The following is a 24,138-nucleotide window of genomic DNA, read 5'->3' as shown; positions in this document are numbered from 1 at the left end:
CGGACAAGGACGGGGATCAGAGGAGCTCGGCGCGCAGCTGCTCGGGAGACTTCGGCGACAGGAGGCCGGGCGCGACGTCGTAGACCGTGCGCGCGCCGACCTGGCCGTCGGCGTTCATGCGGTGCACGGCACGGGCGTAGGCGACGAGAACGCTCGCCGTGAACTCCGGGTTGCTGCCGAGCGTCAGGCCGTACTCGATCGTCTGCGTCGCCCCGTCTCCGGTCACGCCGCTGCGGATCACGAAACCGCCGTGCGGCATGGCCGCGTGGTCGCGGGCGAGCTCCTCGGCGCTGATGAACGTGACCGTCGTGTCGTAGTCGGCGAAGTAGTCGGGCATCGTCACGATCGCCTCGCGGACGACCGCGGGATCGGCGCCCTCGGCGAGCACGACGAAGCACTCGCGCGTGTGCTTCTGGCGGGTGGTGAGCTCCGGGCGGTCTCCGCGGCGGACGGCCGCGACGGCATCCTCGCTCGGCAGGGTGTACTGAACGCCGCCGGCGACGCCCGCAACCCGGCGGATCGCGTCGGAATGGCCCTGGCTGAGGCCGCGTCCCCAGAACGTGTAGGTGTCTCCATCGGGCAGCAGAGCCTCGCCGAAGACGCGGTTGAGGGAGAACATCCCCGGGTCCCAGCCGGCGGAGATCAGCGCCGTGGTGCCGGCGGGGCGCGCCGTGGCGTCGACCGCCGCGAAGTGCTCGGGGATGCGCGCGTGCGTGTCGAGGCTGTCGACGAGGTTGAAGCGGGCGGCGAGGGCGGGCGACTGCACGGGCAGGTCGTTCTTCGAGCCGCCGCAGAGGATCAGCACATCGATGTCGTCGGATGCCTCGTCGAGGGCCTCCATCCGGTGCACGGCCACATCGCTGCCGCGCGTCGCGACGTCGGAGGGATCGCGGCGGGTGTAGACGCCGACGAGAGTCATGTCCTCGCTGCGCTCGATGGCTGCCTCGACACCGCGGCCGAGGTTGCCGTAGCCGACGATTCCGATGCGGATCTGGGTGGTCATGCGGGCGGGCTCCTTCTCGGACGGCGGAAGAAACCAGCGTATCGAAGACGTCTGTGGATGCCGGGGCGATGTCGGATGCCGCGCATAGAGTGGATGCATGACTGATGTCCTTCCCGCAGGTCTGGCGACCGAAGAGTTCAGCACCGAGATCCGTCCGCAGGACGACCTCTACCGATACGTCAACGGGCGGTGGCTCGACCGCACCGAGATCCCCGACGACAAGGCGCGCTGGGGGTCCTTCCACCTCCTCGCCGAACAGGCGCAGGACGACGTGCGCACCATCATCGAAGAATCGCAGAACGCGGCCGCGGGCACGCTCGAGCGCAAGATCGGCGATCTGTTCACGAGCTTCATGAACACCGAGCGCATCGACGCCGACGGCATCTCCCCGCTCGCGCAGACCCTCGCCGAGATCGACGGGATCGACGGCATCCCGGCACTTCTGAGCCTCGCCGGCGCCTACGAGCGCGACGGTCGCGCCCACCTCATCGGCCTCTACATCGACGGCGACCCGGGAAACCCCGAGCGATACGTGCCGATCCTCGTTCAGGCAGGCCTCTCCCTGCCCGATGAGAGCTATTACCGTCTCGAAAACTTCGCCGAGACGCGCACCGCCTACCGCGCGCACCTCGAACGGCTCCTCGCGCTCGCCGGCCTCGATGACGCCGCGGCACGCGCAGATCGCGCCATCGCGCTCGAGACCGAGCTCGCCGCCCACCACTGGGACAACGTACGCAGCCGCGACGCGGTCGAGACGTACAACCTGCAGACGTGGGACGAGCTGCAGGCCCTCGTCGGCGTCGACCTCGCCGGGTGGCGCGAAGCCGTCGCACCGACCAATACCGCAGCCTTCGATGAGATCGTCGTCTCGCAGCCGAGCTTCTTCGCCGGCCTCGGCGGCCTGCTCGTCGCCGAGCGTCTCGATGCGTGGAAGGACTGGCTGCGCGCTCAGGCCGTGCACGCCGCGGCCCCCTACCTTCCTGCCGCGTTCGTGCAGGAGAACTTCTCCTTCTACGGCACCGAGCTCACCGGCGTGCCGACGATCCGCGAGCGCTGGAAGCGCGGCGTCTCGCTCACCGAAGGCGCACTCGGCGAGGCGATCGGAAAGGTCTACGTCGAGCGGCACTACCCGCCCACGGCGAAGGCCGCGATGGACGAGCTCGTCGCGAACCTCATCGAGGCCTACCGGCAGAGCATCGCGACGCTCGAGTGGATGAGCCCCGATACGCGTGAGCGCGCGCTCGCGAAGCTCGACGCGTTCACCCCGAAGATCGGGCACCCCGAGGTATGGCGCGACTACTCCGCCCTCGAGATCGACGACGCCGATCTGTTCGGCAACGTCCGACGGGCCTCGACGTTCGAGCACGACCGCAACATCGACAAGGTCGGCGCTCCCATCGACCGCACCGAGTGGCACATGCCGCCGCAGATGGTGAACGCGTATTACAACCCGTCGATGAACGAGATCGTTTTCCCCGCGGCGATCCTGCAGTACCCGTTCTTCGACGTCGAGCGCGACGCAGCCGCCAACTACGGCGGCATCGGCGCGGTGATCGGCCATGAGATCGGCCACGGTTTCGACGACCAGGGCAGCCGTTATGACGGCACCGGCAAGCTCGAGGACTGGTGGACCGACGCCGACCGTGCGGCGTTCGAACAGCGCACCGCCGCTCTCATCGCCCAGTACGACGCGCTCGTCCCCGCAGGGCTCGCCGACGAGCACACCGTCAACGGTGCGCTGACGATCGGCGAGAACATCGGCGACCTCGGCGGCCTCGGTATCGCGTTGAAGGCCTATGAGCTCTCGCTCCGCGGAGCAGACGACCCGGTGATCGACGGGCTGACCGGCGTGCAGCGACTGCTCCTGAGCTGGGCCCAGGTCTGGCAGCAGAAGAGCCGCGAGGCCGAGACGATCCGTCTGCTCACGATCGACCCTCACTCGCCGAACGAGTTCCGCTGCAACCAGATCGTGCGCAACATCGACGTCTTCTACGAGGCGTTCGGCGTCACGGAGGGCGATGGCCTCTACCTGCCGAGCGACGAGCGGGTGACGATCTGGTGATTTTCCACAGGTGGTGACGCTGGGCGGGTATGCAGGGCTACGATAGCCAGTGCCGCTGGGGGCGTCTCCCTCGTGACGGCTTTTCCCTGTATACCCGTCATGGGAAGGAACACGCGTGGGCATTTCTCCCGAGCCGACGCCGTCCGATGTGCTCCGCAGCACACAGCGCGGCGGACGCCGTCGACCGCAACGGCCTCCCGGAGGGCGGCGGTCGTTCGATGCGACGTTGCGGGCACTGGAGCAGCTGGCAGCATCCGGAGCGCATGTCTCGGTGCACGTGTCCGACCTCGACAGCGGCAAGCAGGTTCTCGCGGGTGACGACCACGTGACGATGCCGATCGGTGGGCTCGGCGTCGTGCCTCTGCTGATCGAAGTCGCCGCAGCGTTCGAGAGCGGTTCCCTCGATGCGCTCGAGATCGTCGAGCGCTCAGACACCGAACCGGTGACGGTCTCCGGGATCTGGCGCAACCTGCGCGCCCCTGCACTCCCGCTCGGCGACCTCGCGATCCTCGCGGCCACGGCCGGCGACCCGATCGCGGTGAACATCCTCCTCAACCGTGTCGGTCTGCACCGGGTGCGCGCGCGCCTCGAGTCCCTCGCGCTGCGCAGGACCGCAGTCCTCGACCGGATTCGTGATGAGCGGGGCCCGGACGACGCGCCCCACGTTGCGGTCGGAACGACCCGTGAACTCGCCGCGCTGTTCTCCGCCCTCGTGAACTCACGGGTCGTCGATGCCGCCGTCAGCGCACAGGTCTCGGAATGGCTGAGCCTCAACCAGGACCTCAGTCTCGTGGCATCCGCCACCGGCCTCGACCCGTTCGCGCACGATCACGACGCGCACGGGCTCCTGTTCGTGAACAAGACCGGCCGTGACCGCGGCATCCGCTCCGAGGCCGGTGTGCTCGCCGGGCCCCGTGCCGGCATCTCCTACGCGATGACGGTCGGCTTCGATGATCTGTCGATCACCCACCGCCTGCGCGTGCACGATGCGTTCCGCACGCTCGGCGTCGAGCTCATGGAGTACACGCACTGACCGGTGCGGGTTCCCGGCTCAGAACGGGCCGAACTTCCGCTGAGGATCCAGCCCCGCCACGATCGGCTCGAGGGCTTCTGCCAGCGCGGCCAGCTGCTGCTCGTCGAGCCGGTCGAGGACGAGTTCGTGCACCGTGGCGAAGTGGTCGGGTGTCGCGAGCACGAGTCGGCGGCGCCCCTGCTTCGTGATCGTGAGTCGCACCGACCGGCGGTCTTCGGTGTTCTCCTCACGGGCGATGAGATCGCGCTTCTGCAACCGTGACACGACCTTCGAGGTGCGGGGGAGCGTGGCGTTGGTCGCTGCGGCGAGATCGCTCAGCCGCATGGCGCCGCTGCGCTGCAGGGCGCTGAGCAGGATGAATTCGTAGTGCGTGAGCTGCGCGTCGCGCTGCAGCTGCGCATCGAGTGCGGCGGGCAGAAGCTCGGCGGTGCTGATCAGGGCGAGCCAGGCGCGTGACTGCTGCGGGGTCATCCGGCTGAGCTGTGTTGCCATGTCATCCATTCTGTCGGCAACGTCGGTTCAGCGCGGCAGCGACGGGCGCGGTTCGACGGGCGGCGACTTCGGAATCAGCAGCGTGAGCACGAGCGCGACGATGCCCGCGCCGATCGCCAGCCAGAAGCACACGTCGAACGCCTCGCGGGTCGGGATCGCGATCCCGTCGACCTCGACGCTCATCGCCGCGAGTACCGCGCCCATGACGGCGGAGGCGCTCGAGGTGCCGACCGAGCGGAAGAGCGCGTTCAGTCCGTTCGAGGCACCGGTCTCGTTCGCCGGCACGGAGCGCATGATGATCATCGGCATCGCGGCGAATGTGAAGCCGATCCCGACGCCGATGATCGCGTTGGCGATGAGGATGTGCACCCATTCCGACGACCAGATCAGCACATACGTGTAGGCGAGGACGATCGCGGCCGTTCCGGCGGTGAACAGCGGACGCGGCCCGATGGTGCGCTCGAGCCATCCCGAGAGCGGCGAGATCACCATCATGACGAGACCGGCGGGCATGACGATGAACGCGGCGGTCAGCATGTCGAGCCCGAAACCGGAGCCCGTCTCGACGGGCAACTCGAGCATCTGAGGGAAGGTGACGTTGGAGGAGAACAGGGCGAAGCCCATGCCGATCGCCGCGATGTTCGTCAGCAGAACGGCGGGGCGGGCGGCGACGCGCAGATCGAGCAGCGGCTCCGCGGTGCGCAGCTGGTACCGGCCCCACAGCAGCAGCACGAGGACTCCTCCGATGACGAAGCCGAGCCCGAGGGGCGACGTCCATCCCCATTCCGCGCCGCGGGAGACGTAGAGGAGCAGGCCCGAGAGCCCGATCGCCAGGCCGAGCGCACCGATCAGGTCGAGGCGGCCGGGGGAGAGGAGCACGTCCTCGGGAACGAAGAAGAACACGAGCACGAGGCCGATGACGCCGAGCGCGGCGGCGAGCCAGAACAGCGCATGCCAGTCGGCGTTGAGCGCGAGGTAGGCGGCCAGCGGCATGCCGAGGGCTCCGCCGACGCCCATCGTCGCGCTCATGAGGGCGACCGCGGTTCCCAGGTGCTTGGCCGAGAGGATGTCGCGCATGATCGCGATCCCGAGAGGTATGACGCCCGTCACGGCGCCCTGCAGAGCTCGCCCGATGATGACGCCGACGATCGATCCCGAGACGGCGGCGATCACGGAGCCCACGACGAGGAGGGCGAGGAGCACGAGCACGATGCGTCGTTTGCCGTACATGTCGCCGAGTCGACCGGAGATCGGCGTGGCGATCGCGGCGACGAGAAGCGTGATCGTCACGACCCATGTGGTGTCGGCACGGGAGGCATTCAGCAGAATGGGCAGCTCGGCCTGCAGGGGCACGACGAGCGTGAACATGAATGACGAGCACAGACCGGCGAAGGCGAGGACGGCAACGGTCAGCGCCCGATTCGGAGCGCGTGAAAGCCTTTTCCTGGCTTTATCGTCGTCCGCCGTCACGCCCCCAGGCTATCGGTGCCGATCGGGGTCGGGGGCCGTCAGTCCTGATGCAGGTTGGGCGGTGCGGTCGAGGCGCGCAGGATGAGCTCGGGCTCGACTCGGGGGATCTCGCCCACGGGCGCTTCGCCCTCGATCTGCGCGATGACTCGGCGTGCGGCTGCCGCGCCGACCTCTTCGAAGGGCTGGCGCACCGTGGTGAGGGCGGGAGAGGCGTAGGCGGCGAGGGCGATGTCATCGACGCTGACGATCGATACGTCGTCCGGAACGCTGCGTCCGGCTTCGTGGAGCGCGCGCATGACACCGAATGCCATCTCGTCGCTCGAGACGAAGACGGCGGTGGCGCCGGGGATCGCAGCGAGGGTGCGTCCGGCGCGGTAACCGGATTCGCTCGTCCAGTCGGCGGGAAGCACGGGCGGCGGCTCGATCCCGTGCTCGCGCAGGACCTGCTCCCACGTCTCGCGGCGCTGCACGCTCTCGGTCCAGTACTCATCGCCCGAGACATGCCAGACGGTCTCGTGGCCGAGGTCGAGAAGGTGTTCGACGGCGAGGCGCGCGACGCGGGTCTGGTCGACGGCGAAGGCTGCGTCCTCGTCGGCGGAGACGCGCACGTTGCGGGTCGAGGGGGTGCGCTCTGTTCGCGCTCTCATTCCGGGGTGGTCGAGGGAAACGGGCACGCCGAGCACGATTCCCTCGGCGCCCTGGCGCTCGAGCAGGTCGAAGGCCGCCTCGATCTCTTCGATCGGGGCGTGATCCGAGACGGATGCCGTGGTGACGGTGTAGCCGTTCTCGGCGGCGACGCGTTCGATTCCCACGCCGAGCGCGGCGGTGGAGTAACGGTTGGTGCTGAGCACGATGACGCCGAGGATGCGGGTGCGTCCGGAGGCGAGGGATGCCGCGGCGGCATGCACGCGGTAGCCGAGCTCTTCGACGGCGCTGAGCACGCGCCGGGCCGTTTCGGGGCGCACATTGCTCTGCCCGGACATGACGCGGGAGACGGTCTGCGCGGAGACGCCCGCGAGGCGCGCGACATCGTTCTGATTGGGAGCGCGATCAGCGGGGGACCGTCGGGGTGACATGCCTCTAATGCTAGTGATTCAGAGCCCTCAAGGCGAGGAGAATTTCGCCCGGTGATGAGATAATGTGAACGCAAACAGTTTTTGTCATGCCAGACAGCGCAGTGACGCCTCTCAGGACGGATGATCTCTTCCGGTGGCGTGCGCGCGGTCATGCTCGACAGGCATCCATCACGCGCCGGGCGACCCCGGGTGCGATAGTCACGCAGGAGTCCCTGATGAATGAAGCAGTCTCGCCGGCCGCGGGCCAGAGCCCGGCGATCGTGTGGCAGGAGGGGCAGCTGCTGCGCCACGGCAAGCCGCACCGCATCCTGTCCGGAGCGATGCACTACTTCCGCGTGCACCCCGACCAATGGGAGGATCGCCTGCGCCGTCTCGCCGCGATGGGCGCGAACACGGTCGACACCTATGTGGCGTGGAACTTCCACGAGCGCACCGAAGGCGACGTCGATTTCACCGACTGGCGCGACCTCGAGAGGTTCATCCGCCTGGCGGGCGAGGTCGGCCTCGACGTCTTCCTGCGTCCGAGCCCCTACATCTGCGCCGAGTGGTCGAACGGCGGTCTGCCGTTCTGGCTGACCGGTCGCGTCCAATCGATCCGCTCGAGCGACCCGGCGTATCTCGCCGCCGTCGACCGTTGGTACGACGAGCTCATCCCGCGCATGGTCCCACTGCAGGCGGCCTTCGGCGGACCGATCGTCGCGGTGCAGATCGAGAACGAGTACGGCTCGTTCGGCAGCGACCACGACTACATGCGCCACCAGCGCGACGCACTCACCTCGCGCGGCATCGTCGAACTGCTGACGACCGCCGATGGCCACACGAGCGACATGATCGCGCACGGTGCGATCGATGGCGCGATGGCGACGTTCACCTTCGGCACCGGCGTCGCCGAGGCCGAGGCGCTGCGCAAGCCGGGCCAGGCCCTGATGTGCTCGGAGCTGTGGGGCGGTTGGTTCGACCACTGGGGCGAGCAGCACCACGTGCGCTCGGCCGAGAGCATGATCAGCACGGTCGACGAGCTGCTCGCAGCGGGCGGCTCGGTCAGCATGTACATGGCGCACGGTGGCACGAACTTCGGTCTGTGGGCCGGCGCGAACCACTTCGGCATGATCGAGCCGACCATCACCAGTTACGACTCGGACGCCCCGATCGGCGAGGACGGCTCGACCAACGCGAAGTTCGACGCGCTGCGCGCGGCCTTCGCGCCGTTCCACGAGAACGAGCTGCCGCCGGTCCCGGCAGCGAACCCGGTGCAGCCCGCGCAGACGGTCGCGCTGACTCCGACCATGGGCCTGCGCGCGCTTCTGGAGACGCTCCCCGCCGTCGGCGAGGCGAGCGCCATGCCGCAGACGTTCGAGCAGCTCGGCGTCGAGGACGGCATCGTCGTCTACCAGGCACGCATCGACGTGCCCGCGGACAGCACGGTCACGATCGACGGTCTCGCCGACCGCGCCGTGGTCTACATCGACGACGAGCGCATCGGCGTCATGGAGCACGACGGCGAGCACACGCTGTCCATCCCCGGCGGTGCGCGCCGCGGCATCCTGACCTTGCTCGTCGAGAGCCTCGGCCGCATCAACTACGGCCCGCAGATCGGTGCCCGTAAGGGCATCGTCGGAGGGGTTCGCATCAACGGCCGTCGCTTCGTGCACGGCTGGACTCACCGGGCGCTTCCTTTCGATGCTCCGAGCGCGAAGGGCGTTGCCGGCGCCGACGGCGTCGCGGTCGCGACGATCGAGGTCGAGACCCCGGCGGATGCCTGGATCGCCCTGCCCGGCGGAGTCAAGAGCCTGGTCTGGTTGAACGGCTTCCTGCTCGGCCGCCTCTGGGACCGTGGTCCCCAGGTCACGCTCTACGCACCCGGTCCGCTGTGGAAGGCCGGGGCGAACGAGATCGTCGTGCTCGACACCGACGGCCTCGCGAGCGCCGTCGAGATCCGCGAGAAGGCCGAATACGGCCCCGTCGAGGAGTTCATCGGTTCCTGACGCTGATTCGAGAAGGGCGGGATGCTTCGGCATCCCGCCCTTCTCGTCTTCCATCGCAGGAGGCGCGGGTTCGCGAGCTCCCGGTCTGCGAACGACGAAGGGCCCGCGACCAGCAGGTCGCGAGCCCTTCGTGAATGCGGCTGTCAGCCCTTGACGGCGCCGGCCGCCAGACCCGAGCGCCAGTAGCGCTGCAGGCTGAAGAAGAGGATGATCAGCGGGATGACGCCCAGCAGCGCACCGAGCATGACGGCGCCCTTCTGCGGGGCGAAGTAGCTCATCATGCCGTAGAGGCCCAGGGTCACGGGCTTGAGCTCGGCGCTGGAGATCATCATCAACGGCAGCAGGAAGTTGTTCCACGTCGCGACGAAGATGAACAGGAAGATCGTCACCATGGCCGGCGACAGCAGACGCAGCACGATGGTGAAGAAGATCCGCGCCTCGCTCGCACCGTCGATCCGGGCGGCCTCGAGCAACTCGGTGGGCACCGACGTCTCGGCGTAGACCATGCCGAGGAACACGCCGAACGGCGAGACGGCCGAGGGGATGATGATCGCCCACATGGTGTTCGCGAGCCCGAGGGCCTGGAACTCCATGTACAGCGGCACCGTCAGCAGCGCGACGGGCAGCAGGAGGCCGGCCATGATGATGCCGACCGCGAGCTTTTTGCCCGGGAAGACGAACTTCGCGATGGCGTATCCGGCCATGATCGCGAACAGCGTGCCGATGATGCCCGCGGTCGTCGAGTAGAGGATCGAGTTGCCCACCCAGCGCCAGAACAGGCCCTGGGTCCAGTTCATGAGGCTGTCGTAGTTGGCGTCGAGGTTCCACTCGGCGAACCAGAACCCGAACGTGCGCGTCAGATCGGAGTTGCTCTTGGTGGATGCGACGATCACCCAGTAGACGGGGACGAGGAAGTACAGCGTCGCGACGACGAGCGCGATGATGCCGAAGGTCTTCGCGACCGGACCGGGCGCGATGGAGCGCGGGGGCATGTCGGGGTGCGAGACCTTGGATGGGCGCGCCTTCTTGGCGCGCTCGGGTGCGGTGATCAGGCGGGTGGTGCTCATGTCAGTTGGCCTTCTTCCGCTGCAGGAGGGCATAGACGACGGCGAGGGCGCCGGCGATGACGGCCATCAGTAGCGAGTATGCGGATGCCGGACCGCTGCCCGATGGCGAGATCTGACCCATCATCGAGTTGTAGGTGAGCATCATGGGTGTGTAGTCCAGGCCCATCCAACGGTTCGCGCCCTGCATGATCATGGGCTCGTTGAACAGCTGGATCGTACCGATGATCGACAGCAGAACGGCGAGGAGGGCGGCGCCGCGCACCATCGGGACCTTGATCTTCATGGAGATCTGCAGGCCGTTGGCTCCGTCGAGGCGGGCGGCCTCGTAGAGCTCGTGCGGGATCGATTGGAGGGCCGCGAGGAAGATCAGCATGTTGTACCCGGTGTAGGTCCAGGTGGTCATGTTGGCCATCGAGGCGAGGATCGTGCCGGGGGCCATGAAGTCGGTTCCCTCGGGCAGGAACGGCATGAACGGCGACACCTCGGGGGTGTACATGTACAGCCAGATCATGGCGGCGATGACGCCGGGGATCGCGAAGGGGAGGAAGAACGAGAGCCGGAAGAACGCCGGGCGCCGCACGAGGAACGAGTCCAGCAGCAGGGCCAGGGCGAGGGCCGCGATGATCATGACCGGGATCTGGAACGCGGCGTAACCGACGACGCGCGCCATGCCGAGCCAGAAGGCCTCATTGGATGCCGCGGCGGCGAGGTTGTCGAATCCGACGAAGGTGTCGACGGCTTCTCCGCCGCCGAACAGGCCGCCGCCGGAAGACACCTGCGAGAAGAACGCGGAGCGCACGGAGATGATCAGCGGCACGAGGAAGACCAGGATGAACAGAAGGGAGAACGGGGCCATGAACAGCCAGCCGTTGCGCGCTTCCTGGCGGGCGCGGAATCCCTTCTTCATGCGCGGCCGTCGGGGCGCGGCCTCAGCAGTAGTGGTCACGGTGTGATCTCACCTTTCGGGAAAATGGTCCGGCGGAGGACACGTTATCGTGCCCTCCGCCGGCGCTTGCTTGCTCTGTCGGGCAGAGCGGGTTGTTACTCGGCGACCGGCAGACCGAGGTCGGTCAGCGCCTTGACGGCCGTGTTCTGCGCAGTGGTGAAGATGTCGGCGACCTTCTTGTCACCGGCGACGACACCGGCCGCGGTCTCCTGCATCGACGACAGGGTCGAGAAGCCGGGTGCGTAGGGGAAGTCCGGGTTCATGTTCGCGGTCGCGGTCGACAGCTCGGCGAGCACGTCCTGGTTGCCGAACTGGCGCAGCATCTTCTCGGGAGTCTCGGGGGTGCCGTTGCCCGCGACGACGAGGCCCTGCGACGAGAGGTCGTCGATCTGGGTGTTGAACCAGTTGGTGAACTCCATGGCCTCGGCCGGGTATTCGCAGCCCTTCAGCGCTGCGACGCCCGAGCCGCCGTCCGGGCCGGAGAGCTGGCCAGCGCCGAAGTCGGGCAGCTGCGCGATGCGCCACTGGCCCTCGGCCTCGGTGCCGTCGAGGGTGTCGAGCAGGAAGCCCGCCTCCCACGCTGCGCCGATGTGACCGATGAGGGTCGTGTCGTTGAGGGCGGCGGTGAAGGGCTCGCCCCAGCGGTCGGCCTTGAGGGTGTGATCGTTGTCGAGCAGGCCCTGCCAGAGGGCTGCGACGACCTGCGAGCCCTCGCCCTCCGTGTCGACGACCCATTCGTCGCCCTCGGTGGAGAACCAGGTGTCGCCGGCTGCGGCGGACTGCGCGGCCAGCCAGTGGGTGGCCTCGTCCGCCGAGAAGGCGGTGATGTACTTGCCGGCGGCTGCGGCCGTGGCGGAGTCGGCGTTGAGCTCGTCGAGCGTGGTCGGCGGGGTCAGGCCCAGCTTCTCGAACTCGGCCTCGTTGTAGAAGTAGACGAGGGGGCCGACGTCCTGGGGGAGGCCGACGACGACGTCGCCGACGCGCATGCCTGCGTAGGCGCCCGCGGAGAAGTTGTCCTTGTACTTCTCGGCGTGCTCGGTGACGTCCATGAGGAGGCCCTTGACGTAGAGCTGGGGGGCCTCGGAGTAGCCGACCTGGGCGAGGCAGGGCGCGTTGCCGGCCTTCACGTCGGTCTCGAGCTTGAGGATCATGTCGGTCGCGGCGCCGTCGAACTTGGTCGTCTTGACCTGGATGTCGGGGTGCTCTTCGTTCCAGCGCTCGGTGATCTCGGCGACCGTGGCCATGTTCTCGCCGTTGTCGAGGCGGTGCATGTACTCGATCGTGATCGGCTCGCCGTCTGCGGTGCCCGAGTCGGACGAGCTGCACGCGGCGAGGCCGAAGGCCGAGAGTGCGCCGACGGTGACGACCGCGGCGGTGCGGGTGAATCGTGTGGTGGCCATGAGGTGTTCTCCCCTTTGAGGGTCATGTGACTGACGGTGAGGCCGGATGCCGGGCATCTGTGCCTGTGGGAACCATTAAACATCTAAATGTTTGCGTTCACAACCGTGAATGCCTTGGCCGTGACTGCACTGTTATGCGGCGATGTCGTGCGCTGACATTCCGGCGCCGGCGGCTGTTCCCGCGCCTCGGGTTCCGTCTCAGGGGTTTCGCGGGGCAGACTGGGGGAGTGCGAAGCATCCGTGAACTCGACACCGTTGAACTCATCATCCAGGCGCAGGCCCTGCTCGACAGCATCCGAGGCCCTGAGCGCGTCATCGACGCCGGCACACTGCGTGCGCTCCAGCAATCGGGCAACTACGTCGTCGGACTGTTCGACGACGAGGCCGGTGACGAGCGCATGGTCGGAGCATCCATCGCCTTCTTCGGCGTCCCCGGAGAGCGCACGATGCACTCGCACATCACCGCGCTGCTGCCGGAGTACCGCGGCCGCGGCTGGGGCCGTGAGCTCAAGGGCCACCAGCGGCAGTGGGCCTTCTCCCGCGACGTCGGCCACATCACCTGGACCTTCGACCCGCTGGTCGCCCGCAACGCCCACTTCTTCCTCACCGTGCTCGGCGCGCGCGTGACGGGGTACTCGGTCAACCACTACGGCATCTTCGGCGGCGGAGACGCCGGCGACGCGAGCGACCGCCTCGACGTGCGCTGGGCGCTCGCCGACATCGCCAAGCCCCCGGCCGACGACGCTGTCGTCGCGACGCTCGAGATCCCCGCCGACATCGAGGCGATGCGCGATAGCGATCCCGAAGCCGCGCACGAATGGCGTCTGCGCCTGCGCGGCGAGATGGAGCCACTCCTCAAGCGCGGCCTGAAGATCGCCGGTTTCGACACCGCGCGCGGGTACCTCTTCACCGAGTGAGATGAAGGAGCGGCGACTCTGGTTGAATGCTCGAGTGAGCGCAGATACCGAGTTCGTGCAGCATCCGGCCGACACTTCATGGCACCGGCTGCAGAAAGTCGGCGAGACGCCGGACGGCGCCTGGATGACGGGCGGACCGGCCAAAGCCTATGAGAGCGTCGCGATGCAACCCCTCGAACCGTTTCTCATCCCGGAGAGGCCGCGCGGCGGGGAGGCCGACCCGAGTACGTGCCGCAGTTGTCGGCCGAGCGAGTTCACGATCTGGCAGGACGAGCACTGGCGCATCGATGGCGGTTGGGAAACCGGAGGGCTGCCGTTCATCGGCGCCGTCCAACCGCGCGAGCACTGGCTGCTGGAGGATGCTCCGGCGGAGGTGCTCGCGGGGCTCGGGCCGCTCATGCAGCGCATCTCCGAAGCGGTGAAGAGGATCCCGTCGGTCGCCCGATGCCACTTCTCTCGGTGGAATGATGGCGCGGCCCATCTGCACCTGTGGGCGTTCGCCCGTCCCGAGGGCATGATGCAGGGGCGTGGAGCGGTGCTCTCCTACTGGGACGGGATGCTGACGGAGATGCCCGAGCAGATGATGCACGAGCACATCGAGATCGTCGCCGGGGCGCTCGCCGCGGGCGGCGGGCAGGCCTTCCCGAATCGCTGACCCGGCATTCGCGCGTCGCGATGTCGGAGGCCGGTGGCATCCTGGCGGGCATGGACGACGCGATGGGGCAACCGAGCGGCTCGGAGGAGAAGCTGGCAGTCTTCTTCGACGACGCGGCGGAATTTCGACGGTGGCTGGAACGTCATCATGCCGATGAGACAGAGCTGTGGGTCGAGACGCGCAAGAAGCACGTCGCCGACCGTGGAATGACGTGGGCGGATGCCGTGCCCGAGGCGCTGTGCTTCGGATGGATCGACTCGGTGTCGCAGCCCATCGATGATGATCGGCGCCGGCAACGGTGGACGCCGCGCAAGCGCGGCAGCACATGGTCGAAGGTCAACGTCGCGCACGTCGAGCGACTCATCATCGAGGGCCGGATGGCCCCGGCAGGGATCGCCGCATTCGAATCCCGTGCGGCCGAACGCACCGGCACGTACTCGCATGAGAACGGCGAAGCCGTGCTCGAACCGGAGGTTCAGGCGATCATCGACGCGTCCGCGTCGACGCGGGCGTTCCTCGAAGCGGCCACCGCCGGCTATCGAAAGGCGGTCCGGCATTGGATCGCCACCGCGAAGCGGCCGGCGACCCGCATCGCCCGTGCGCAGCAGCTTGTCGAAGACAGTGCGGCGGGGCGGCTCGTGCCGTTCGCACGCCCCGGAGGGGATCCCGCCTGGCTCGGCCGGGCGGCTGCAGCGGCATTCGCAGCATCCGTCGAGGGCTGAACCCCCGCGAGGGCGCGGATAAGATGGAAGCAGGCGCGGCATGTCCGCGATCCGCATCATCCACTCCCTCTTGCGACCATTGGAGCCACCGTGGCCGAACAGTCCCGTCTTGACAAGGTCATCAGCCTCGCCCGCCACCGCGGGTTCGTCTTCCAAGCGGGTGAGATCTACGGCGGTTCCCGTTCAGCATGGGACTATGGCCCCCTCGGAACCGAGCTGAAGGAGAACATCCGTCGGCAGTGGTGGCAGACCTTCGTCCGCGGACGCGGCGACATGGTGGGCCTGGACTCCTCGATCATCCTCCCCAAGCGCGTGTGGGAGGCATCCGGTCACGTCGCAACCTTCAGCGACCCGCTCGTCGAGTGCCTCCAGTGCCACAAGCGCCACCGCGAAGACCACCTGCTCGAGGCCTTCGAAGCCAAGAAGGGCCGCAAGCCCGAGAACGGCATGGGCGATATCGCCTGCCCCGACTGTGGCACCCGCGGCAAGTGGACCGAGCCGAAGTCGTTCTCCGGACTGGTCAAGACCTACCTCGGAGTCGTCGACGACGAGTCGGGCCTGCACTACATGCGTCCCGAGACCGCGCAGGGCATCTTCGTGAACTTCTCCAACGTGCTCACCGCGAGCCGCAAGAAGCCCCCGTTCGGCATCGGCCAGGTCGGCAAGGCGTTCCGCAACGAGATCACGCCCGGAAACTTCATCTTCCGCACCCGCGAGTTCGAGCAGATGGAGATCGAGTTCTTCGTGCCGCCGGCCGAAGCCCAGGAATGGTTCGAGCACTGGGTCGAGGCCTGCTGGAACTGGTTCGTCGACCTGGGCATCGACCCGGAGAACATGCGCCGGTTCGACGTCCCCGACGACGAGCGCGCGCACTACTCGGCCGGAACCATCGACTTCGAGTACCGCTTCAACTTCGCCGGCTCCGAGTGGGGCGAGCTCATGGGGGTGGCGAACCGCACCGACTTCGACCTGTCGAGCCACTCCGAAGCCTCCGGTCAGAGCCTGAGCTACTTCGACCAGGCATCCGGCGAGCGTTACACGCCCTACGTGATCGAGCCGTCCTTCGGCCTGACGCGCTCCATGATGGCATTCCTCGTCGACAGCTATGTCGAAGAAGAGGTCCCCAACGCCAAGGGCGGAACCGACACCCGCACGGTGCTCAAGCTCGACCCGCGGCTGTCGCCGGTCAAGGTCGCCGTTCTCCCGCTCTCGCGCAACGAGAAGCTGTCGCCGCTGGCTCGAGAGGTGGCCGACTCGCTGCGCGGCCGTTGGAACATCGACTTCGATGACGCGGGCGCCATCGGCCGCCGATACCGCCGTCAGGACGAGATCGGTACCCCGTTCTGCGTCACGGTCGACTTCGACTCGCTCGAGGACAACGCCGTGACCGTGCGCGACCGCGACACGATGGCGCAGGAGCGCGTTCCCGTCGCCGAGCTGAACGAGTACCTGGCCGCGCGTCTCAAGGGCGCCTGACCCGCGAAGCCCTTCCATCGAGCTCCCGTCCTGCGTGCAGGGCGGGAGCTCGACGCTTTCGTTGCTCTCAGTCGGTCGCCGTGAGTGCCATGCCCTCTGAGCCGCCGGCCTCGATCCAGGCGAGAGAGCGATGCAGGATGCTCTCGAGCACGGAGATATCAATCATCTCCAGGTCGCGGATGTACAGGCATCCGGCGCCGGTGGTGTGCGGCCCGAGGACCGCGAGGGCATCCGCATGAGCATCGACGCCATCGAGCAGATAGATCGTCGTCGCGCTCGCGCGCGGGGCGAACGCGAGTAGTGGCGAATTGCCCTCCGTGCCCGTCGGATAGCGATAGTGGCAGGCGCCGAACCCGATGATCGTCCCCCACGCGCGCCCATCGCGGCCGGAGACCTGCTGCATCAGCGCGACGAGCGTCTGCGCGTCACGGCGACGCTTGGCCGATTTCGCTCGGGCGATCACCGCACCGATGTCGTCCGAGGTGGGCTGCATGGCTCGATCATGCCACGCCGCACTCCGGGAAGCACGGCAGGATAGAGGAATGGAGACGACGACCTTCGCCGCGACCGACGGCTTCCCGCACACCGCTCTCGTCGGTGTGACGAGCCCTGATGAGACGCTCGCCGTGCAGGGCGACCCGCACGCCGTGGTGGCGCTCGCCTCGGTGACGAAGCTGCTGACGGCGTGGGGTGCTCTCGTCGCGATCGATCACGGCCTGCTCGACCTCGATGATCCTGCCGGCCCCGCAGGATCGACGGTGCTCGACCTGCTCGATCACACGAGCGGTCTGCCGATGGAGGGCGCCGAGCCGCAGAAGGCTCCCGGTGAGCGGCGCATCTATTCGAACGCCGGGTTCGACGCCCTGGCCGCGCACGTGGCGGATGCCGTCGGCATCCCGTTCAGCGAATGGATGGCGCGCGAGGTGAACCGTCCGCTCGGGATGGCCGAGACGGACGTGACGGGGCGTCCCTCCGCAGGCGGGCGGGCCTCGATCAACGACCTGTTGATCTTCGGGCGCGAGGTGCTGCGTCCGACACTGATCCCCGCCTCGTTCCGAAACCTGGCACTGAGCCCATCGCACCAGGGGTTGCGGGGCATCGTTCCCGGCTACGGTGCCTACGCCGACTGCCAGTGGGGGCTCGGTTTCGAGTTGAAGGCCGAGAAGTCGCCGCACTGGCTCGCCGACACCTTCCCGCCCGAGACCGCGGGGCACTTCGGAGCGCAGGGCAGTTTCCTCTTCATCGATCGATCGCGGGACATCGCTGCGGCGTTCCTCTCCGGGGTGCCCTTCGGCGAGGACCATAAGCGCGTCTGGCCCGCGCTCACGCAGGAGATCGCCGACCGCTACGGGAGCTGAGAGTCTCCGGCGCGCCCCTCGGCGAGATAGGCCAAGCGGTGCAGGGTCTCGGCGTTGCGCACGCGGAGCATCGCGTCGCGGAGGAATTCGGGAACAAGGGTCGCCGGGCCGCTGATGGCGTCCTCACGGATTCGCACGAGGCATCCGCCTTCGGAATCGCGCACATCGAGCGTGACCCGCGCCTCGCCGATCGGCCAACCGCGCGCCGTCATGACCATCCGCCGCGGCGGGTCCCACATGACGCTGCTGGTCGTGTCGTCGAGCAGTGCCGGCCAGACCCCCCACGGAATGGTGCAGCCGCGCACCGGCCTGCGGCCAGGTCTCCTCGACGTCGCGCATGCGGGATGCTCCGACAACCCAGCCCGGATAGATCCATCCGTCCGCGAGGACGCGGAAGACGTCATCGGGCGTACAGGCGAGGCGGCGCACATTGGTCGACATGGGTTGAGTCTGCGCGAGGGGCGGTGATCGTGCAGCGCCCTTGACACCGGGAGCGGGCCTCTGCTTCGCAGCCTGAGCGGTCGCCTTCACCGCCTCCTTGTTCGCGCGGACGAGCGCGAGCGATCCCGTCGGGACGATGTCTGCGACGCTGCGGGAGGCGCCCTCGTCGCCGTAGGGAGCGGAGGCTTCGCGCCATCCGGAACCGGTGAACCCGTACTGCTTGCCGAGGGGCGCGAGGAAAATCTTGGCCTTCTGCTCTCCGAACCCGGGAAGCGGTGCGATCGCGCAGGGCGAGCGGGGTGTCGGTCAAGTAGATCGTCGGCGGCGGTGTCTCCGGCGATGCGAAGGGCCATGCGACAAGTCTCGTAACGGAGTGGAAATCGCGGAAACGGCGGTGCCGGCTGTTCGAACGTCCTCGACATGCAAACTGCATGCGACGTATGCTGAATGCATGACTACAATCCAGGTCCGCAACGTCTCGGAGGAGACGAGCCGAGCGCTCAAGGCGAAGGCAGCCCTGGAGGGCCGCTCCCTCAGCGACTATCTGCTGCGCGAGCTCGACCGTCTCGCGACGCGTCCGAGCCGAGCCGAGCTTCTGGAGCGGATCGCGAGTCGCGGGCCCGCGGTGCTCCAGCCGGCGGCAGAAGTGCTCGCCGAGCAGCGGCCCGGTCGATGACGCTCGTCGTCGACGCATCCGCGGTCGCCGAGATCCTGTTCGGAACGGAACAGGGGCGACGGGCGGCCGTGCTGCTCGACGGTCACGAGCTGATCGCACCGCAGCATCTGACGGCGGAAGTCGCATCCGTCGTCCGCGGGTGGTCCCTCAGCGGGCAGACCAGCGACGAACTCGCTTTGCGGGCCTTCCGTGAGTTCGAGGACCTCGGGGTCGAGCAGGTGCCGATGGTCGCGTCCCTTCCGGCCGTCTACGCGTTGCGCCACAACATCAGCGCCTACGACGCCATGTACGTCGTGCTCGCGCGGGCGGCGCAGTGCCGTCTGCTGACGCTCGATGCCCGCCTCGCGGCGGCCGCCCCGGACTGCGCGCTGCTGGCTTAGACCGTACTGGCGCAGACGTTGCTGCGGTCGTGCAGCGCGCCGCACTCAGAACGAGACCGGCGGCAGGTCTCCGGTGCGAACGACCTCGTCGTCCCAGGTGAAGGTCGACGTGGCGGTGTCGTAGGGCCCGGCGTTCGATCCGCCGTCGGGAACCCACGACCAGGTGATAGTGAGCTCGTCGTCGGCGACGCGGGCGACCTCGGGGAATCGTCCGTAGATCTCTTCCGTGGCCATCCCCGCGAACTCGCCCTCGTGGAAGAGCATGACCGCGAACGGGTACCCGCCCAGGCAGCAATCGGTCAGAGGGACGACGATCCATGACAGGGTGGCGCAGGCGTCGTAGGTCTCGGCGGCCCAGCCCATCGTGTCGAGGATGTCCCACATGGCCGACGGCGCTGCCGGGAGCTCGCCGCTCCATCCGACGAGGGCTGCGGAGCCCGAGACATCGGCGCAGTTCGCGGCCGTGATCTCGGGAGGTGTCGCGCGCAGCAGGAGCGCACCGGTCTGACCGTTCCAGATGCGGTCCTGATCGGGCAGGTCGGCGCCCGGGTAGTAGTCGGGGGTGCCGCCGGGGATCTCGAAACCGGCGGGGAAATAGGTGCCGAAGGGGGCGCCCGGGGTGGAGAAGGCGAAGCCATCGGCCGGGTCGCCGGCGACGGGTTCGCTGAGCTCGACCGTGACGGCGTCGTCGTAGACGGCGTTCGGAAGGGCGATCGTGACGCACCCCTCGGTGGCGGCGCTCTCGGGTGTCGGGCACCAGCGGCCCTCGATGTCCTCGGCCGTCGGCTCGGCCGGTTCGACGGTTTCGACCGGTGCGGGCTCGGCGCTCGACGATTCAGCCGTCGGCGCGGATGAGCTGCAGGCTGCGAGGGCGAGAGCCAGGACTCCCGCGGACAGAAGGGCGAGCAGACGCGCGGGCGTCGAGGCTGATGACACAGTTCACTCCGGTTTCGAGATTCGAGCGACGCCACCGTAGCACGCGCCCGAGCTCTCTCGGCGGAGTCAGGCGATGTCGGATGCCGCGGCCGGGGCCTCGGGGGTGATGCCGTAGATCGTCTCGAGGGCGGAGATGAACTCGGCGCTGCGGCCGTCGGCGGCGAGCTCGTGGGCGCGCACCGTGGGTGTGTGGGTGAGGACCCCGGCGAGGTGGCGCATGGCCTGCTCGACCCGGCCGTCCTCATCGCCGCGGGCGCGGGCCCGGTCGATCTCGGCCTCCATGAGGCTGAGGATGTGCGTTCGGAACGCGACGACGGCGGGGGTCACGCTCTGGCGGTCGCCGACGACGTTGAAGGTGTCGGCGGCCTCGCGAACCACGGAGCGCGCGGCATCGGTGGCCTGGAGCTCTTCGAGCGGGGCGTGCAGGCGGATCGTCTCGAGGTCGAGGAGGGCGACGCCTTCGAGCGAGGCGACGGCGGGGTCGACGTTGCGGGGCATTCCCAGGTCGATGACGAGCTGGGAGTTCTGCCCCATGGGGCAGCCCGCGGGGACGGGACCGGTGGGCGCCTGCAGGTGCTGCGGGCCGAGAACCGGCTCCTCGGCGGCGTTGGTGCAGGTGATGAGGAGGCTGGATCGCGAGGCGATGCGGGCGTAGTCGTCTTCGGGGACGGCGGTGATGTCGTGCTTCTCGGCGAAGACGGCCGCACGGCCCGAAGGGGAGTAGACGGAGATGTCGACGGCGCCGCGTTCGCGCAGGGTCGCGAGGGTGACGGCTGCGTAGGCGCCGGTTCCGACGAGCAGCACCTTCTCGGCGGACCAGTCGGCGATGCGGCTGTCGGCGAGCTCGAGCGAGAGGCGCACGAGCGAGCGGCCGGCACGGCCGAGCGCCGTGACGTTCTTGACCTTGCGCTGGGCCTGGCTGGCGCGCTGGAAGAGACGCTCGAGCTCGGGGGAGGTGGTGCCCTCCTTGCGGGCGGACTTCAGGGCGCGGCGAACCTGGCCCGCGATCTCGCCCTCACCGGGGACGACCGATTCGAGACCGGATGCCACGGCGAACAGATGCTCGGCGACATGGCGGCCGGAGTGCACCTCATAGGCGCCCTCGAGCTCTTCGGCGGGGATGCCGGCGGTCTGCTCGATGGCTTCCAGCACGGCTTCGACGCCGACGGCGCCGGCCGCGGTCACCGGTTCGTCGACCTCGATGTACGCCTCGAAGCGGTTGCAGGTGGCGACGACGACGGCCCCCTGCACGCACGAAGCCAGACCCAGAAGATTGGGGGCGACGTCGTCAGGGGTGCGGCTCAATCGTTCGAGCATTTCGAAGGAGGCGGTCTTGTGACTCGCCGTCACGCACAGCAGCACCCCTCCAGTCTACGCCGCGAACCGTAGAGGGAGCTGAAGGGACGATTCCTCAGTACGGATGGGAGGATGGAGGCATGGCTGCCACACACTCTCCGATGCTGCGCGCTCTCGCCGGTGACCGCCCCGAGCAGACCCCGGTCTGGTTCATGCGTCAGGCCGGTCGTTCCCTTCCCGAGTACCGCGAGCTGCGGGTCGGTACGCGGATGCTCGATGCCTGCCTGACCCCGGAGCTCGCAGCCGAGATCACCCTGCAGCCGGTGCGCCGGCACAAGGTCGATGCGGCCGTCTTCTTCAGCGACATCGTCATCCCTCTGCGTCTGGCGGGCGTCGAGGTCGAGATCGAGCCGGGCCGGGGCCCGGTGTTCGCGAACCCGGTGCGCACGCGCGCCGATGTCGACCGCATCACGGCGATCGATCCCGCCGACCTCGATCACGAGGCGATCACCGCGGCCATCCGCATCATCACGGCAGAGCTGGGCGACACCCCTCTCGTCGGCTTCGCCGGTGCGCCCTTCACGCTGGCCGCGTACCTCATCGAGGGAGGCCCGTCGAAGGAGCACCTGCGAGCGCGCGCCATGATGCACGCTGACCCCGAGTCCTGGAATCGTCTGGCCGACTGGCTCTCCCGCGTCTCGCGCCGGTTCCTCGAAGCCCAGATCGACGCGGGCGCCTCGGCGGTGCAGCTGTTCGACTCGTGGGCGGGCTCTCTGAACCCGGACGACTACCGCGCGCACATCGCACCGCACTCGAAGGCGTCGGTCATCGACCTTCCCGTGCCGGTCATCCACTTCGGCGTCGGCACAGGACCGTTCCTGGGCGACATGCGCCTCGACGGCATCACCTCGGCGGTCGGCGTCGACTGGCGCATGCCGCTGGATGAGGCCGCGGCGATCCTCGGCCCGGATGTGACGCTGCAGGGCAACATCGACCCGGCACTGCTGCAGGCTCCGTGGGAGATCCTCGAGAAGCACGTCCTCGAGGTTCTGCGCCGCGGCCGTTCCGCGCGCGCCCACATCCTCAACCTCGGTCACGGCGTTCCGCCGGAGACCGACCCCGACCAGCTGACGCGCATCGTCGAGCTCGCCCACGCCCAGCAGGGCCTGGGCGCATGACGGACGCCCCCGAGGACCTCGCCGCCCGCGCGGCTTCGCGCCACGTCGTGGTCGTCGGCGGCGGCGTCGGCGGGCTGGTCGCGGCGCGCGAATGCGCCAAGGTCGGTATGCGGGTCACTCTGCTCGAGGCCGCGGACGTTCTCGGCGGTGCCATCCGGCGGGCTGAGCTCGACGGTGTGATGGTGGATGCCGGAGCCGAGAGCTATGCGACGCGCGGCGGTCACGTCCGCGAACTGATCGATGAGCTGGCTCTGACAGATCGTGTCGTCACCCCGAATCCTGTCGGTGCCTGGCTCGTCGGCGCTCCCGGCATCGCGCCGGCTCCGCTGCCCAAGGGCGGTGTGCTCGGCATCCCGGCCAACCCCTTCGCCGAGGACGTGCGCCGCATCATCGGCTGGGGCGGCGCGTGGCGCGCCTACCTCGACCGTGTGCGTCCGCTGCTGACGATCGGCAAGGACCGCAGCCTCGGCCACCTCGTCGAGACGCGCATGGGCGCCAAGGTTCGCGACCTGCTCGTGGCGCCCGTCACGGCGGGCGTGTACTCCGCGCACCCGGATGACGTCGATCCGGAGATCGCGGCTCCCGGACTCAACGAGACGCTCACCCGAACCGGGTCGCTGTCCGTCGCGGTCGCGCAGATGATCGCCGATCGGGCTGAGCGGGCGAGGAAGGCGCCGGGATCGGCGGTCGAGGCGCTCTCGGGCGGCATGCACACGCTCATCGATGCGCTCGCCGCGGATGCTGCGCTGCTCGGGGCGACGATCCGCACGGAGGCCGCGGCCGAGCAGATCGCCCGTGAGGGTGATTCCTGGATCGTCACCGTCGCCGGCGACGACGACGCATCCGAGGAGGGTGCGGAGCCGACGGTCGAGACGATCGTCGCGGATGCCGTGATCGTCGCCACCGCGGAACCCGTCGCCCGCGACCTGCTCGCCGATCATGTGCCCGGTCTCGGAACTCCCGGCCAGGCGCCGGAGATCGAGATCGTCTCGCTCCTCATCGATGCTCCGGTGCTGGATGCCGCGCCCCGCGGAACCGGTGTGCTCACAGTGCCCGGCAGCCACACCGGAAAGGCGCTCACGCACGCCACCGTCAAATGGGAGTGGCTCCGCGAGAGCGCCGGGGGCCGCCATATCGTCCGGGTCTCCTTCGGATCGCAGGGCGAGCCGGCGGCCACGGCCGCTCTCGACGACGATGCCGCCGCGCAGCTCGCGCTGTCCGAGGCATCCGCTCTTCTCGGCGTTCACCTCGCACCGGAGAGTCTCATCGCCGCGCAGCGATCCCGCTTCACGCAATCGCAGCCGGTCTCGCTGCTCGGCGCCGGCGAGCGGCGCCGGTCCGTCCGGGCGGCTGTCGCGAAGATCGACGGGCTCGGCGCCGTCGGCGCCTGGCTGTCGGGGACGGGGCTGGCTCAGGTCATCCCCGATGCCGTCGATGAAACAGAACGCGTGCGACGGGCCCTCCTCTGGGGCTGAGCCGGGCCGCTGTCAACCCCTTTCCCCAGTAGATGCCGATCTCGGCATATGGCGTTACGCTGGGAGACCTGGCCGGCGGTGCATACGCCCCCGG

The 24,138-nt window shown here is 68.5% G+C and carries 22 protein-coding genes and 2 pseudogenes; 12 read left to right on the top strand and 12 right to left on the bottom strand.

Going from position 1 to position 24,138, the window contains the following annotated elements:
* Positions 1-16: 16 nt before the first annotated feature.
* On the bottom strand, positions 17-1,003 hold the full coding sequence (locus tag ACWAUG_RS02590; RefSeq protein ID WP_460801020.1) for a diaminopimelate dehydrogenase: 987 nt from the start codon (positions 1,001-1,003) through the stop codon (positions 17-19).
* A 97-nt stretch (positions 1,004-1,100) separates the two neighbouring features.
* Between ACWAUG_RS02590 and ACWAUG_RS02585 the strand changes: the two genes are divergently transcribed.
* Together ACWAUG_RS02585 and ACWAUG_RS02580 are read left to right on the top strand one after the other, a co-directional pair.
* Complete coding sequence (locus ACWAUG_RS02585) at positions 1,101-3,065, top strand: M13 family metallopeptidase (protein WP_460801018.1); 1,965 nt, start codon at positions 1,101-1,103, stop codon at positions 3,063-3,065.
* A 115-nt stretch (positions 3,066-3,180) separates the two neighbouring features.
* Complete coding sequence (locus ACWAUG_RS02580) at positions 3,181-4,098, top strand: serine hydrolase (RefSeq protein WP_298037594.1); 918 nt, start codon at positions 3,181-3,183, stop codon at positions 4,096-4,098.
* A gap of 18 nt (positions 4,099-4,116) precedes the next feature.
* Here the strand turns inward: ACWAUG_RS02580 and ACWAUG_RS02575 are convergent, their stop codons facing one another.
* From ACWAUG_RS02575 to ACWAUG_RS02565, 3 genes are read right to left on the bottom strand one after another with little or no spacing between them, the layout of a single operon-like run.
* Positions 4,117-4,590: a MarR family winged helix-turn-helix transcriptional regulator gene (locus tag ACWAUG_RS02575; RefSeq protein ID WP_298037593.1), complete on the bottom strand. Its 474-nt coding sequence runs from the start codon at positions 4,588-4,590 to the stop codon at positions 4,117-4,119.
* A gap of 27 nt (positions 4,591-4,617) precedes the next feature.
* A complete protein-coding gene (locus tag ACWAUG_RS02570) occupies positions 4,618-6,060 on the bottom strand; it encodes an MFS transporter (RefSeq protein WP_460801016.1) in 1,443 nt (480 codons plus the stop codon).
* Positions 6,061-6,098: 38 nt separating this feature from the next.
* On the bottom strand, positions 6,099-7,136 hold the full coding sequence (locus ACWAUG_RS02565) for a LacI family DNA-binding transcriptional regulator (RefSeq protein WP_460801014.1): 1,038 nt from the start codon (positions 7,134-7,136) through the stop codon (positions 6,099-6,101).
* Positions 7,137-7,351: 215 nt separating this feature from the next.
* On the opposite strand from ACWAUG_RS02565, the gene ACWAUG_RS02560 reads away from it, so the two are divergent.
* Positions 7,352-9,121: a glycoside hydrolase family 35 protein gene (locus tag ACWAUG_RS02560; protein WP_460801012.1), complete on the top strand. Its 1,770-nt coding sequence runs from the start codon at positions 7,352-7,354 to the stop codon at positions 9,119-9,121.
* A 143-nt stretch (positions 9,122-9,264) separates the two neighbouring features.
* On the opposite strand, the gene ACWAUG_RS02555 is transcribed toward ACWAUG_RS02560, so the two are convergent.
* The 3 genes from ACWAUG_RS02555 to ACWAUG_RS02545 form a co-directional block, all read right to left on the bottom strand.
* Positions 9,265-10,188 carry a carbohydrate ABC transporter permease gene (locus ACWAUG_RS02555; RefSeq protein WP_460801010.1) on the bottom strand — a complete coding sequence of 308 codons (924 nt, stop codon included), beginning with the start codon at positions 10,186-10,188 and terminating at the stop codon, positions 9,265-9,267.
* 1 nt (position 10,189) lies between these two features.
* A complete protein-coding gene (locus ACWAUG_RS02550) occupies positions 10,190-11,134 on the bottom strand; it encodes a carbohydrate ABC transporter permease (RefSeq protein WP_460801008.1) in 945 nt (314 codons plus the stop codon).
* Positions 11,135-11,229: 95 nt separating this feature from the next.
* Positions 11,230-12,534: an ABC transporter substrate-binding protein gene (locus tag ACWAUG_RS02545; RefSeq protein WP_298037577.1), complete on the bottom strand. Its 1,305-nt coding sequence runs from the start codon at positions 12,532-12,534 to the stop codon at positions 11,230-11,232.
* 227 nt (positions 12,535-12,761) lie between these two features.
* Here ACWAUG_RS02545 and ACWAUG_RS02540 point away from each other — a divergent pair, with 227 nt between their 5' ends.
* The 4 genes from ACWAUG_RS02540 to ACWAUG_RS02525 all read left to right on the top strand — a co-directional run bounded on the left by ACWAUG_RS02540 (position 12,762) and on the right by ACWAUG_RS02525 (position 16,304).
* Entirely contained in the window at positions 12,762-13,451 is a 690-nt protein-coding gene (locus tag ACWAUG_RS02540) for a GNAT family N-acetyltransferase (protein ID WP_460801006.1), read from the top strand.
* Between the two features lie 34 nt (positions 13,452-13,485).
* Positions 13,486-14,106 (top strand): hypothetical protein, encoded by a 621-nt coding sequence (locus tag ACWAUG_RS02535; protein ID WP_460801005.1) that lies wholly within the window; start codon positions 13,486-13,488, stop codon positions 14,104-14,106.
* Between the two features lie 20 nt (positions 14,107-14,126).
* Positions 14,127-14,828 carry a YdeI/OmpD-associated family protein gene (locus ACWAUG_RS02530; RefSeq protein ID WP_460801003.1) on the top strand — a complete coding sequence of 234 codons (702 nt, stop codon included), beginning with the start codon at positions 14,127-14,129 and terminating at the stop codon, positions 14,826-14,828.
* A 90-nt stretch (positions 14,829-14,918) separates the two neighbouring features.
* Positions 14,919-16,304, top strand: coding sequence for a glycine--tRNA ligase (locus ACWAUG_RS02525; protein WP_460801002.1), 1,386 nt, complete (start codon positions 14,919-14,921; stop codon positions 16,302-16,304).
* Positions 16,305-16,371: 67 nt separating this feature from the next.
* Here ACWAUG_RS02525 and ACWAUG_RS02520 read toward each other — a convergent pair whose 3' ends face one another.
* A complete protein-coding gene (locus tag ACWAUG_RS02520; protein WP_298037568.1) occupies positions 16,372-16,797 on the bottom strand; it encodes a DUF1801 domain-containing protein in 426 nt (141 codons plus the stop codon).
* 49 nt (positions 16,798-16,846) lie between these two features.
* Here ACWAUG_RS02520 and ACWAUG_RS02515 point away from each other — a divergent pair, with 49 nt between their 5' ends.
* Positions 16,847-17,662, top strand: coding sequence for a serine hydrolase domain-containing protein (locus ACWAUG_RS02515; RefSeq protein ID WP_460801000.1), 816 nt, complete (start codon positions 16,847-16,849; stop codon positions 17,660-17,662).
* Here the strand turns inward: ACWAUG_RS02515 and ACWAUG_RS02510 are convergent.
* Together ACWAUG_RS02510 and ACWAUG_RS02505 are read right to left on the bottom strand one after the other, a co-directional pair.
* Positions 17,650-18,103: pseudogene (locus tag ACWAUG_RS02510) on the bottom strand (SRPBCC family protein). The gene ACWAUG_RS02515 and the pseudogene ACWAUG_RS02510 sit on opposite strands and share 13 nt — an antisense overlap.
* Positions 18,104-18,166: 63 nt before the next feature.
* Positions 18,167-18,376 (bottom strand): annotated as a pseudogene (locus ACWAUG_RS02505) (HhH-GPD-type base excision DNA repair protein); the annotation flags it as partial.
* A 178-nt stretch (positions 18,377-18,554) separates the two neighbouring features.
* Between ACWAUG_RS02505 and ACWAUG_RS02500 the strand changes: the two are divergent.
* On the top strand, positions 18,555-18,779 hold the full coding sequence (locus tag ACWAUG_RS02500) for a FitA-like ribbon-helix-helix domain-containing protein (RefSeq protein WP_460800998.1): 225 nt from the start codon (positions 18,555-18,557) through the stop codon (positions 18,777-18,779).
* On the top strand, positions 18,776-19,159 hold the full coding sequence (locus ACWAUG_RS02495) for a type II toxin-antitoxin system VapC family toxin (RefSeq protein ID WP_460800996.1): 384 nt from the start codon (positions 18,776-18,778) through the stop codon (positions 19,157-19,159). Before ACWAUG_RS02500 ends, ACWAUG_RS02495 begins: the two co-directional genes overlap by 4 nt.
* A 45-nt stretch (positions 19,160-19,204) precedes the next feature.
* On the opposite strand, the gene ACWAUG_RS02490 is transcribed toward ACWAUG_RS02495, so the two are convergent.
* The gene (locus ACWAUG_RS02490) at positions 19,205-20,095 is read right to left on the bottom strand and encodes an LppP/LprE family lipoprotein (RefSeq protein ID WP_460800994.1); all 891 of its coding nucleotides are present in this window, start codon (positions 20,093-20,095) and stop codon (positions 19,205-19,207) included.
* A gap of 66 nt (positions 20,096-20,161) precedes the next feature.
* Entirely contained in the window at positions 20,162-21,457 is a 1,296-nt protein-coding gene (locus ACWAUG_RS02485; protein WP_460800992.1) for a glutamyl-tRNA reductase, read from the bottom strand.
* Between the two features lie 74 nt (positions 21,458-21,531).
* On the opposite strand from ACWAUG_RS02485, the gene hemE reads away from it, so the two are divergent.
* On the top strand, positions 21,532-22,569 hold the full coding sequence (hemE, locus tag ACWAUG_RS02480) for a uroporphyrinogen decarboxylase (protein WP_460800990.1): 1,038 nt from the start codon (positions 21,532-21,534) through the stop codon (positions 22,567-22,569).
* Entirely contained in the window at positions 22,566-24,044 is a 1,479-nt protein-coding gene (locus ACWAUG_RS02475) for a protoporphyrinogen/coproporphyrinogen oxidase (protein WP_460800988.1), read from the top strand. The genes hemE and ACWAUG_RS02475 overlap by 4 nt, the downstream gene beginning before the upstream one ends.
* Positions 24,045-24,138 lie beyond the last annotated feature (94 nt).

The organism is Microbacterium sp. GXF6406 (assembly GCF_054798215.1).
Note: the sequence above shows the minus strand (reverse complement) of the source record. Positions and strands in the feature narration are given on the sequence as shown.